Source organism: Phytohabitans rumicis, from assembly GCF_011764445.1.
Taxonomy (GTDB): domain Bacteria; phylum Actinomycetota; class Actinomycetes; order Mycobacteriales; family Micromonosporaceae; genus Phytohabitans; species Phytohabitans rumicis.
Map to the genome: position 1 here is coordinate 7,392,504 of NZ_BLPG01000001.1, position 12,132 is coordinate 7,404,635.

At 68.5% G+C, this 12,132-nt stretch carries 9 protein-coding genes; all 9 read left to right on the top strand.

Annotated elements, in window-relative coordinates:
* The first annotated feature begins 106 nt into the window (after positions 1–106).
* Positions 107–1,936: a siderophore-interacting protein gene (locus Prum_RS33755; RefSeq protein WP_246278260.1), complete on the top strand. Its 1,830-nt coding sequence runs from the start codon at positions 107–109 to the stop codon at positions 1,934–1,936.
* A gap of 44 nt (positions 1,937–1,980) precedes the next feature.
* A complete protein-coding gene (locus Prum_RS33760) occupies positions 1,981–2,958 on the top strand; it encodes an ABC transporter substrate-binding protein (RefSeq protein WP_218577453.1) in 978 nt (325 codons plus the stop codon).
* Positions 2,955–3,998 (top strand): FecCD family ABC transporter permease, encoded by a 1,044-nt coding sequence (locus tag Prum_RS33765; protein ID WP_246278261.1) that lies wholly within the window; start codon positions 2,955–2,957, stop codon positions 3,996–3,998. Before Prum_RS33760 ends, Prum_RS33765 begins: the two co-directional genes overlap by 4 nt.
* A gap of 116 nt (positions 3,999–4,114) precedes the next feature.
* Positions 4,115–5,104 carry a FecCD family ABC transporter permease gene (locus Prum_RS33770; RefSeq protein ID WP_246278262.1) on the top strand — a complete coding sequence of 330 codons (990 nt, stop codon included), beginning with the start codon at positions 4,115–4,117 and terminating at the stop codon, positions 5,102–5,104.
* A gap of 50 nt (positions 5,105–5,154) precedes the next feature.
* Positions 5,155–5,985 carry an ABC transporter ATP-binding protein gene (locus tag Prum_RS33775; RefSeq protein WP_173084438.1) on the top strand — a complete coding sequence of 277 codons (831 nt, stop codon included), beginning with the start codon at positions 5,155–5,157 and terminating at the stop codon, positions 5,983–5,985.
* Between the two features lie 53 nt (positions 5,986–6,038).
* Positions 6,039–7,721: an ABC transporter transmembrane domain-containing protein gene (locus Prum_RS33780; protein WP_173080159.1), complete on the top strand. Its 1,683-nt coding sequence runs from the start codon at positions 6,039–6,041 to the stop codon at positions 7,719–7,721.
* On the top strand, positions 7,718–9,469 hold the full coding sequence (locus tag Prum_RS33785; RefSeq protein WP_173080161.1) for an ABC transporter ATP-binding protein: 1,752 nt from the start codon (positions 7,718–7,720) through the stop codon (positions 9,467–9,469). The genes Prum_RS33780 and Prum_RS33785 overlap by 4 nt, the downstream gene beginning before the upstream one ends.
* Positions 9,470–9,895: 426 nt before the next feature.
* Positions 9,896–11,067, top strand: a protein-coding gene (locus Prum_RS33795; RefSeq protein ID WP_371871189.1) for an IS3 family transposase whose coding sequence is annotated in 2 segments (ribosomal slippage) — positions 9,896–10,136 and positions 10,136–11,067 — 1,173 coding nt in all. Because the reading frame shifts where the segments join, the coding sequence is not laid out codon by codon here.
* 349 nt (positions 11,068–11,416) lie between these two features.
* Positions 11,417–11,998, top strand: a complete 582-nt coding sequence (locus Prum_RS33800; RefSeq protein WP_173080163.1) for a hypothetical protein — start codon at positions 11,417–11,419, stop codon at positions 11,996–11,998.
* Positions 11,999–12,132 lie beyond the last annotated feature (134 nt).

The following is a 12,132-nucleotide window of genomic DNA, read 5'->3' on the forward strand; positions in this document are numbered from 1 at the left end:
ACCGGTCCTTGTGTCGATCATGGCGCGCGGCCTGGTCACCTTCGTAGCGATCGGAAAGAGCTGTCTCAACATGCCGAAGACCTCACGCCGGATCACCGTGCACCCGTTGACCTTGCGAGAGGTCGAGGTCGTACGTGTGCGGGACCTGACGCCGGGGATGCGGCGTATCACGTTGGCCGGCGAGCAGCTGCGCGAGTTCACCTCGGCGAACGGCTTCGCTCAGCCGGCGTTCGACTCGACGGGCTTCGACGACGACATCCGGCTGGTTTTCCGCTACCCCAGCCAGGCCCAGCCGGTGCTGCCGGTGCAGAAGGAGAAGGGCCTGGACCTGCCGAGAGATCCGCGGCCGTTGTCGAGGATCTACACCGTGAGTCGCTGGGAGCCCAAGACTGGCGAGTTGGACGTCGACTTTGTCAAGCACGGCATCGGCGTCGGCACCACCTGGGCGTACCGCGCCCAGGTCGGCGATCGCATCCACTTCTTCGGCCCGAGCTCGTCGCGGGCGCTCCCGCGGGATGCGGACTGGCTGCTGGTCGCCGGAGACGACACGACGATCCCCGCGATCTCCCGCCTGCTCGAAGAGCTGCCGGAGGGCACGAGGGCGCAGGTGTTCATCGAGGTCGCCGAGAAAGAATACCGCCAGAAGTTGCGTGAGCTGCCCGGCGTCGAGGTGACCTGGCTCGTGCGCGACGGCGCCGCGGCCGGCACGACCACCCATCTGGTGGATGCGGTCAGGAACTGCGGCTGGTGGGACGGCAGGCCGTTCGCGTGGGTCGCCGGGGAACAGGCGACGGTGCGAAACATCCGGCGTCATCTGGTCGAGGACCGAGGAGTGTCCAAGGAGGACATCGAGTTCATCGGGTACTGGCGTCGCGGCGAGGTCGTCGCGCTGGAGGCCGACGGGGCGGTGCCCGATCCCGTGAAGACGAGAACCCCGTTGGAGAAGCTCCACGATCTGACCGAGCTGATTGCACCGGTGGCGATCCGCACCGCCGTCGAGCTGGGCGTTCCCGAGCTGATCTCCCGTGGCGTGAACGCCGTGAAGGACCTGGCCGTCAAGGCGGGTGCCGATGCGCGGGCGCTGGGCAAGTTGCTGCGCTACCTGCACGCCCTGGACGTCCTGACCGAGACCGAACCGGGCCACTACGGCCTGACGACAGTGGGTGAGGTCCTGACCGTCGAGTTCATGGCCGACTTCCTGCACCCCGCCGGGGTGGCGGGGCGCGAGATGCTCGGCATCTACGGGCTCACCGAGTCGATCCGCACCGGCCAGCCGTCATACGCCTCGGTCACCGGGCAGACCTATGCAGAGGTACGGGCCGAACAGGACTACGAGGATCGCTACCTGGAACGACTGGCGAAGTTCCAGGCGACGCTGGCCGAGCCGATCGCCACGTCCGACATCCTCAACGGTGTCCGGCACCTGGTGCTCCACTCCGGCGGCGCGGGCGCCCAGGCCCGCGAGTTCGTCGCCGCCCACGAGAACCTCCGGGTAACGATCTGCGCGTTGCCCGCACAGTCGGACTGGCTGCGCCGCGACCTGCTCGACAGCATCCCAGACGAGCAGCAGCGCGCGCGTGTCAGCGTGGTCGAGCAGTCCGTCTTCGAGCCCAGCCCGCCAGCCGACGTCGTGTTCATCATCCGCGCCTTCAAGACCCTGGCCGATGCCGATGCCGCCCATGCCCTGCGGCGGGCAGCCGAGAACCTCCTCCCCGGCGGCCGGGTGCTGCTGGTCGAAGACCTCTTCGACACCGACGACCTCGACGAACACGACGGCGAAGCCGACCTGCTCGCCCTCACCGTGCACGGCTCCGGCGTACGCACCGCCGCCGAGCTCGACGACGTCATCTCCCGAGCAGGGCTCGAACGGAGCACCACACACACCGTCGGCTGGGGCACCAACGTCCAGGAACTCGTACCCGCGGAGGCCCAATGACGTTCACCCGAACGACGAAGAGAAAGAAGAACACAGCCATGACCATGACACCCCTGAGACGGCGCGGCGCGGCCCTGGCCACCGTCCTTAGCGCTGCGCTCGCCATCACCGCCTGCGGCGGTGATGGCGACGACACCGGCGACGCGACCGCCAAAACCCGCAGCGTCGAGGCCGACAACGGCACGATCGAGGTCCCCGCCGACCCCCAGCGGGTAGCCACGATCGGCAACACGACTCTGCCGTTCATCGACATCGGCGGGAAACCGATCGGCGTCACGGCGGAGTCGGACTCCGATGTCAAGCTGTTGCCCGAGGACCAGCAGGCGACGTATGCGGCGGCCACGATTCTCGCGCCCAGCGCCGACGAGGTCGACATGGAGAAACTCGCCAGCCTGAAGCCGGACCTCATCCTGGCTCAAATTCCCGATGCCGAGTTCGAGCTGATCAAGAAGCGGCTGGAGGCGATCGCCCCGACCGTGTTCTTCGGACTCGACACCGAATGGAAGGCCCTCGCCGACGGACTCGCGGGGGCCGGCAACCTGACGGACAGGTTCGGCCAGCAGAAGGCGGAGTTCGAGGGCAAGGTCACGAAGATCCAGGAGACCTACCGCAAGATCATCGACGAGACCTCGTTCGTCGACGTCAACCGCTGGGCCTCGTCCGATCCCGGAACGTTCGCCATCGCGGACATCGGTTGCTCCGAGATCGCCAGGGACGACGTCGGCATGGACTTCCCTCAGGCGGCCGCCGGCGCCGATCCCCTGGCCTGGACGTCCCTGCCATTCGAGCAGATCGGCAGCCTGTCCAAGTACGACGTGATCACCTACCCCGTCGACGCCAAGGGTCAGCCGACAGAGCCCTTCGTGCCGGTGGTCGAGACCAACACCTGGAAGGCGCTGCCTGCCGTGAGCTCCGGTCGCGCGCTCGGAGTCTTCTGCCCCGGCAACAACGCCTACGGATCCGTCGTCCGATACCTGGACTCGCTAGCCAGCGTACTGGCGACCCTCCCCGCCACGAAGTGACAACCCTCGCCCTGCGGCAGGACGGTCCGGGCACCGTGACGGTGCCCGGACCGCGTCGTCGCCTGCTCGGCCTGGTCGTCGCGCTGGTGGTCCTGCTGGTCCTGCTGGTGCTGAGCGTCATGATCGGGTCGACGCCGATCCCGCCGTCAGTGGTGTGGGACGCGCTGTTCCACTCATCGGCCGACATCGACCAGTTCGCGATCCGCGACTACCGGCTGCCGCGCGCGATCGTGGGTCTGGTCGTCGGCGTCGCGCTCGGCCTGTCGGGCGCGTTGATCCAGGCGCTCACCCGCAACCCCTTGGCCGATCCGGGCATTCTCGGCGTCCATGCCGGTGCGTCCTTCGCGGTGACGGTCGCCGTGGGGCTGCTCGGCGTCCGCGACGTCCAGGGCTACATGTGGTTCGCGTTCGCGGGGGCGCTGGTTGTCACGCTGATGGTGCTCGCACTTGGGTCGACGCGGCAGGGCTCCTCGCCGGTGGTCATGGTGCTGGCCGGGGTCTGCGTCGGCGCGGTGCTCGGGGGCGCCAGGGACGCCCTCCAATTGACCAACCCGGACGCGTTCGACGCGCTGCGGTCGTGGAACGCCGGTTCGATCGGGGGCCGCCCGCTGGAGGCGATGTGGCCGATCCTGCCGTTCTTCGCGGTGGCACTCGTTCTGGCGTTCGTGGTGGCCGGCCCGCTCAACGCGATGGCCCTGGGTGACGAACTGGCGGTTGCCCAGGGTGTCCGCCTGGCGCGTACCCGCGTCCTTGCGATCATCGCGCTCACCCTCCTCTCCGGGGGTGCGACGGCCATCGCCGGGCCGATCGTGTTCGTCGGTCTCATGGTTCCGCACGTGGCCCGTTGGATCGTCGGCCCGCACCAGGGGTGGATCTTCGCTTACAGCATCCTGCTCGGCCCGAGCCTGCTGCTGCTCTCCGACATCCTCGGGCGGGTCGTGATGCGGCCCGGTGAGATCCCCGTGGGTGTCGTCACCGCCTTCGTCGGCGCCCCCGTTCTCATCGCGCTGGTGCGGCGGAGAAAGGCGAGCGGACTGTGACCATGGGTGTTTCGTTCCGGTCGCGGTTGGCTCGCGCTCGTTCGACGGGCGGGGCTCCCGCGGAGCGGGTGGACTTCGGGCGGCGTGTGCTGACGTTACGGCGCTGGAGGGTCGCGGTGCGGCTCGAGTGGCGCTCGGTCATCGTCTGCGCGGTGCTCGCGATCGCGATCGCCTGCGTGGCGGTGTTCGCGCTGATGACCGGCTCGTACACGCTCAGCCCGGGGCAGGTGGTCTCCGCGCTGACCGGCGGGGAGACCGGGCTGGTGCACGACATCGTGGTCGAGTGGCGGCTGCCGCGGGTGGCTGCGGCGCTGGTGTTCGGCGCCGCACTGGGGGTCAGCGGGGCGGTCTTCCAGTCGATGTTGCGCAACCCGCTCGCGGACCCCGGCATCATCGGGTTCTCCCAGGGCCCCTACACCGGCGCACTGATCGTGATCCTCCTCGTCAACGGCACCTACGTGCAGTTGGCCGGCGGGGCGTTGCTGGGCGGGATGGCCACTGCCGTCGCCGTGTATGTGCTCGCCTACCGGCGAGGGGTGCAGGGGTTTCGCCTGATCATCGTCGGCATCGGCGTCTCGGCGATGCTGGGGTCGCTGAACACGTGGCTGATACTCAAAGCCGATCTGGAACAGGCGATGGCCGCCGCTGCGTGGGGTGCCGGGTCACTCAATGGCGTGTCCTGGGATCAGGTGGTTATCGGCGGCACATGCGTTCTCATGCTCTTGCTGCTGGCGGGGATGTTGAGCCGGCCGATGCGGCAGATGGAGCTGGGTGACGACGCGGCCGCCTCCCAAGGGGTACGCGTCCCGGCGGCACGCCTCGGCCTGGTCGTGGTGGGCGTGGCGTTGACGGCTACGGTCACGGCAGCGTCGGGGCCGATCGCGTTCGTTTCCCTGGTCGCGCCGCAGATCGCCCGTCGGCTCGCCCGCACCGCGGGAATCACCCTCGCACCCGCCGCCTTCGTCGGCGCGCTGCTGTGCCTGGCGGCGGACTTCATCGCCCAGCACGTCGCCCCGACCCCGCTGCCGGTGGGGATCATCACCGTCATGCTCGGTGGCGGCTACCTCGGCTGGCTGCTGTTCACCGAAGCCAGGAGACGCCTGTGAACACTCACACCAGCACCATCACCGGTCTCGCGGCAGCGGAAGACGCACCCATGTTCACTCCGCCCCCCAGCGGCTCACGACTCCACGTGGAGTCGGCGACGATCGGCTACGACAAACGCGTCATCTCCCACGAACTGTCAGTGGCGATCCCCGATGAGTCGTTCACGGTCATCGTCGGTCCGAACGCGTGCGGCAAGTCCACCCTGCTGCGCGGCCTGTCGCGGCTGTTGAAACCGTCGACCGGGCAGGTCGTCCTCGACGGTGCCGACATCAACTCCTTCAAGACCAAGGAGGTGGCGCGGCGGGTCGGGCTGCTGCCGCAGACCTCGATCGCCCCCGACGGCATCACCGTGGCCGACCTCGTGGCTCGGGGCCGGTATCCGTATCAGGGCTTCATGCGGCAGTGGACCGAGGACGACGAGCAGGCCGTGTCGAGGGCGATGGACGCCGCCGCCGTCACCGACCTCTCGGGCCGGCTCGTCGACGAGCTCTCCGGCGGGCAGCGGCAGCGGGTGTGGGTGGCGATGGCGCTCGCGCAGCACACCGACATCCTGCTGCTGGACGAGCCCACGACCTTCCTCGACATCACCCACCAGATCGAGCTGTTGGAGCTGTTCACCGATCTGAACCACGTCGGCCACACGCTGGTCGCCGTCCTCCACGACCTCAACCACGCCGCGCGCTTCGGCACCCACCTGATCGCCATGAAAGACGGCCAGGTCGTCGCCGAAGGCACCCCCGATCAGATCGTCACGGCCGAGCTGGTCGAGGAGGTCTTCGGGCTGCGCTGCCTGGTCGTTGCCGACCCCGTGGCCGGCACCCCGCACGTGGTGCCGCTGGGCAGGGACCGCAATGACGAACACGCTCAGGAGAGCCATTGATGTACGCCGATCAGGGAGGCCTGGGACGAGGACCACTGACGCGGTGGCTGCCGGTGCTGTGGCAGGTTCCCGCCGAACCTCCCGATGTCCGGCCGTTCGAGGTCAGAGCAGGCGACCGTCCCGACAGGTTCGTGGCGCGCGTCATCTTCTCGCTACCGCGGGTCACCATCCCGGCGATGCTGCTGGCGATCGTGTGGCAGGTCGGCGAGTCGGCAGTCCCGGTGGTGATGGGCCTCGCGATCGACCGGGCACTCGCAACCGGGGATGCGGGACAGCTGGGGATGTGGCTCGGTGTGCTGGTCGCCCTGTATGTCGCTTTGACGGCGGCGGCCGGGCTCTCGCTGCGGCTGACCGCCTATGCGGTGCAGTTGCTGCAGCACCGGCTCCGCGGCGTCCTTTCGATCGGCGTGCTGCATCCGGTCGGCGGCACCGCCCGTGCGCCGGACGGCGGCGTGGTCTCGGTGATGACGAACGACGTCACGCGCCTGTCCAACGCGGTGATCCTGGTGATCATCCCGGTCTCGAGGATCACGGCCATCGGATTCATCGCGGTATCGCTGCTGGCGACGCACTGGCTGCTCGGACTCGTGGTGCTGTTCGGGGCGCCGGTCGCGGTCTGGTTGATGGGCAGACTCAGCAAGCGGCTCTCCCGAGACACCGGTGAGTACCAAGCGCTGCTGGCCTCCACGGTCGGGCAGGCAACTGATCTGGTTGCCGGCTACCGGGTGATCAAGGGCGTGGGCGCCGAGGCCGAAGCCACCCGGCGGTATCGGCGAGCCAGCGGGGAGGCCCTCGTCGGCGCGCGGCGCAACGCGGGCCTGCTCGGGCGGTTCCTCTTGGGCTCGGGCGTCGTCAACGGCGTGTTCATCGTCGCGGTGGCCGGGCTGGCGGGCTGGTTCGCCGTGGATGGGCGGCTAAGCGTCGGTGGGTTGATCGCCGCTGTCGGCCTCTCCCAGGCCCTGCTGCCGCAGATGCAGTGGATCGCGAGCCTCTCCATCCCCAACCTCGCCAATGCCCGCGCGGCCTCCGCACGCCTCCTCGACGTACTACCGTTCGTCCACACCTCCGCCCCCGCTGATGGGAGCCCGTCACGGGCACCCGCGTCGGCGGCGTGCACTCTGGAGGTGGCCGGTGAGGGCGTGCACGTCCAGGTCGAGCCCGGCGAGCTCGTCGGAGTGCGCGCCGACGACCCGACCGCCGCACGCATCGCCGAGGCACTGCTGAGCCCGGATCACGACAGTGGCATCGAGGTGCGCCTCGACGGACTCGCGGCACAAGAAATGAGCCCGGCCGAGTACCACTCCCGGGTCACCGTCGCACCGCACCGGGTGACCCTGTTCACCGGCACGATCCGCGACAACCTCACCGCGCCGACGAGCACCACGAGCGCCCCCGAGCGGCTGGGAGCCGCGGTGCGCGCGGCGGCCTGTGACGACTTCGCCGCCGATCTCGACGATCCGGTCGGCGAGAACGGCAACCGCCTCTCCGGCGGCCAGCGGCAGCGCATCGCCCTCGCGCGGGCTCTGGCGACCGATGCGCCGGTGCTGGTGCTGCACGAGCCGACCACCGCGGTCGACTCGGTGACCGAGCAGACGATCGCAGGGCGGCTGCGCACCCTCCGCGCAGGCCGCTCGACGCTGCTGATCGCCTCCTCCCCGGCACTGCTGGGCTGCTGCGACCGGATCGTCGACCTACTCGCGGACGCGCCGGTACTCGACCGGACGGAAGCGAGATGACAGAGACGACCACAGGCGATGCGCTTCCCGTCGCAAACGGGCGGGAGACGGCCCGAGAGGTGTGGCGGCTCAGCCGTGGGCATCGGCTCCGGCTCGCCGCCGTCGGCGTGGTGGGAATCGCCAGCACCGCCGTCGACCTGATCGTTCCCGTGGCGATCGGATTCCTCGTCGACCGAGTGCAGGCAGGCACCGCCGATCTCGGCACCGTGCTGACGCTCACCGTGACCATGATGGTCTCGGCGGTCCTCGGGGCCGCCGGCACCGCGGTGACGATCGTCCTGGCGACGCGCGTCTTTCACAATATTCTGGCCGCGCTGCGTGAACGGCTCGTGGAGCGTGGTCTGACGCTGCCGCAGCACGTCGTCGAGCGCGCCGGCACGGGGGACCTGATCTCCCGGTCCAGCGACGACGTGACCGCCGTGGCGGATGCCGCCCCCGCGGTGATCCCGGCCCTCACGGTCGCCGCGTTCACTATCGTCGTGTCGCTGGGCGGGCTCGCGGCACTGGAATGGCCCTACGCCGCCGCGTTCGCCGTCGTGCTGCCCGTCTACGTGGTCGCCCTGCGCTGGTATCTGCGCACCGGGCCAGCGGTGTATCGCGCCGAGCGCGCGGCGATGAGCGCCCGCGCGCAGCAGATCGTCGAGTCCCAGCGCGGCTACGCCACCGTGCTCGGCTTCGGACTCGCTGCGCAGCGACACCACGCCGTGATGACGGGCTCCTGGGGCGTCGCGGTGCAGGCGCTGCGGGCCCGCACGGTGCAGAGCATGTTCAACGCTCGCCTGAACCTCGGCGAATGCCTGACCCTGGCCGCCGTGCTGGTCGTCGGCTTCTTCCTCATCGACCGCGGGGCCTCCACCGTAGGTGGAGCTACCACCGCCATGCTGCTCGTCCTGCGCCTGCTCGGGCCGGTCAACCAGCTGATGTTCGTCATCGACGACCTCCAGTCCGTCCTCGCCTCACTGAGCCGCATGATCGGCGTCGCCACCACGCCGGCCGACACGGACGCGGCGGACGGAGCGGATGGGCAGGGACCGGCATTCGAGACGGGCGCCGCCGTATGGATCCGCGACGTCGCGTTCCGGTACGGCGACGGCCCCCTCGTGCTCGACGAGATCACCCTCGACATTGCCGCCGGTCAGCACGTCGCCGTGGTCGGCGCCTCCGGGGCCGGCAAGACCACGCTTGCCGCCGTGATCGCCGGCATCCACCCGCCCTCGACGGGAACGGTGGCCCGCCCCGACCGCACCGTGGTCATCACCCAGGAAGTCCATGTGTTCGCCGGGACGCTGCGCGACAACCTCACCCTCGCTGCACCCTTGGCCACCGACCGTGACCTCCACACAGCACTCGACGCCACCGGCGCGACCACGATCCTCGACCTGGCCACCGACGGGCTGGACACCCTCGTCGGCACCGGCGGGCATCCACTCACCGATGCCCAGGCACAACAGCTCGCCCTCGCCCGCCTGCTGCTCGCCACTCCGGAGCTGGCGATCCTCGACGAAGCGACCGCCGAAGCCGGCTCCACCCACGCCGGCCTCCTCGACCGCGCAGCCGATGCCGCGCTGGCAGGTCGTACCGGGCTCGTGATCGCCCACCGACTCTCCCAAGCCGCCGCCTGCGACCGGGTCGTGGTGATGGAGCACGGACGGATCATCGAGGCGGGTACCCACGAGGAACTCGTAGCGGCGCAGGGCACCTACGCACGCCTGTGGGAGGCATGGGACTCCAGCCGGGGCGCCCAATGAGCGGTGATACCGAGAAGGCTGACGGGTTTGACCGATCGCGAGCGGTACGACGTACCCCGACACCTCGCACCAGAACCGAGCGACGTGCGCAATCGAAGGTGACCTGGAACTGCCTGACCGACGACATCGCTCCACCTGACGGGCTCGGGGTCCTTGGCCGACTCTGGAGCCGGCCAAGCCAGAGATGATGGCAATCATTGTCGAAACCTGTCCGGCAGCGAACCGACCGCCTGCGGCGGCCGTCACACTGATTCGCACATCTAACGAGATCAGCTACTGTTTCAGCAGTTCAGGCGGCTTGCGAGCGGTTCTTGGTTCGTCATGTTTCCCCTCTCAGAGACGCGGGAGCAAACGCTGAAGTTCCCCCGGTTTCCGGACAACCCAGGTGTGAGGGCAGCAGTTGTCCTCACTGAGAGGAGTCCGGACATGCCCGCACCACATCCTGCGGAGTTCCGCCGTCGTGCGGTGGAACTGGCGCGCCGGCGTGAGAAGCCGGTGGCCGAGCTGGCCAAGAGTTTGGGGATCTCCGAGTCGTGCCTGCGGAACTGGATGTCCCAGGCCGACGTCGAGGAAGGGCACCGTGAGGGCCTGACCGGCGCTGAACGCGAGGAGCTTCGTGTGCTGCGCCGTCAGGTTCGGGTGCTGGAGATGGAAAAGGAGATCTTGGTAAAAGCCGCGGCCTTCTTCGCCCAACAGAACGTTCTGCCACCCCGATGATCTACCGGTTCATCGAGGTGGAGAAGGCCACCTACCCGATCACCCTGCTGTGCCGCACCCTGGGCGTGTCCCGTTCCGGGTTCCACGAGTGGCGCACCAACGGCCCCTCCGGCCGCGATCTGGACGACGCCTATCTGACCAATGCGATCATCGACATCCACGCCGACTCTCGCGGCAGCTACGGCTCGCCGCGGGTACACGCCGAACTACGGCTCGGCCACAAAATCCACTGTGGACGTAAACGGGTCGAGCGGCTAATGAGAGACGCTGGCCTGCAAGGCATCCACCGCCGCCGGCTCCACGGCTGCACCGTCCGCGACCCCGAGGCGGCACCCGCCGACGACCTGGTCGCACGCAAGTTCACCGCCGAGCAACCCAACCAGCTCTGGGTCGCCGACATCACCCAGCAGATGACCTGGCAGGGCTGGCTTTACCTCGCCGTCGTCCTGGACGTGTACTCCCGCCGCGTGGTGGGCTGGGCCATCGGCGACCACATGCGAGCCGAATTGGTCTGCGACGCCCTGGACATGGCCACCTGGACCCGCCGACCCACCGACGGCACCGTGATCCACCACAGCGACCACGGCGCCCAGTACACCTCCTACATCTTCGGCAAACGGCTCCGCGACGCCGGGATCCTCGCCTCCATGGGCAGCATCGGCGACTGCTACGACAACGCCATGGCCGAAGCGTTCTTCGCCAGCCTGCAAACCGAACTGTTGGACCGGCACACCTGGCGCACCCGCGACGACCTCGCCAACGCCATCTTCGAGTGGATCAACGCCTGGTACAACCCGACCCGGCGACACTCCGCCCTGGGCTACCTCAGCCCCGTACAGTACGAACAAACCCACCACACGCCCGCTCAACGAGCAGCGTGATCACCACACGTCCCCCGTCCGGAAAACCGGGGGAACTTCACAGGTGAACGAAGTTCACCCGCATAATGCCGAGATCAGTGCGTTCCCAGAGTGCGTGTGGCCTACCAGACCCGTCGGACGCGGTCACTTCGGGGAATGTTGTCGATCTAGCTTCCTGCATACCTCGCTGCCAGACTGTTGTGTCGTGGATACGGTGGCAGCGATCGTTATGACGTTCGGCGGTGCGCTCTCGGCGACCCTCGGTGTTCTTGCGGGCGGTGTGGTCACCCGTCGGGTACAGGAGCGGCATTGGTTGCGCGATAAGCAATTGCGGGCATAGGAGGAGCTGTTCTCGCAGTACGCCCGGTTCATGATGGCGCTGCGGAGAGCGCACCTGGATCGAACGCCGGTCGATGTCGACTGGGGTGCCTGGAGCGTCTCGCTTACCTCCGCGAGCCTGGTTGCTCCGCTCGGCGCGCGGGCGATCGACGCGTTTGGGAGCGGTGTCGGCGTCTGCCTCGACGCGGTGTCAACGCGGGATCCTGTCGCGAATCCGGTGGACGAAGAGGTTCTGACCGAGGCGTCGCGTCCGGCGGCGGCGGATCACGCGCTCAGCCCGCCGCACCCGGCTGCGTATCAGCGAACGCTGGCCCAGGGCCGATCAGATCGTCACCGCCTTCCAGCGGCTGGCCGCGCTACCCCAACCCATCACCTGAACACCACAAACCCGCCCCGACCAGCAGCCCACGGAGGAACCCGACCACCGCGTCGGACCCACCATCACGCCCGCCTCCAGATCGACCACAACAAAGATCAGCCAAACCGGAGCGACCGCCTTGATCAACAGTTAGCAATGGCTGAGGCTAACCGCCAGCGCAGCAGGGGCGGCGGAAACCGCGGCGCGGGCGATGATGAACGCCACTATCTTCTTTACTTCAACGTAATATGCTGAATGTTTCCCTGTCTCGCGAGATTCCCTAGTGTCCCTGACCAGGCACCGACTTGACCCGCTACTGTTCGCCACCGCGGCCGATGTCGGACCGGTGTGTCTGCATTGGGGAGCGCACGGATGAGATCGGTCGGCAT

Bases quoted from the DNA above. Each gene is read 5' to 3' on its own strand.
- Prum_RS33760 (WP_218577453.1), top strand. From the start codon at position 1,981: ATGACACCCCTGAGACGGCGCGGCGCGGCCCTGGCCACCGTCCTTAGC.
- Prum_RS33775 (WP_173084438.1), top strand. From the start codon at position 5,155: ATGTTCACTCCGCCCCCCAGCGGCTCACGACTCCACGTGGAGTCGGCG.
- Prum_RS33785 (WP_173080161.1), top strand. From the start codon at position 7,718: ATGACAGAGACGACCACAGGCGATGCGCTTCCCGTCGCAAACGGGCGG.
- Prum_RS33800 (WP_173080163.1), top strand. From the start codon at position 11,417: ATGATGGCGCTGCGGAGAGCGCACCTGGATCGAACGCCGGTCGATGTC.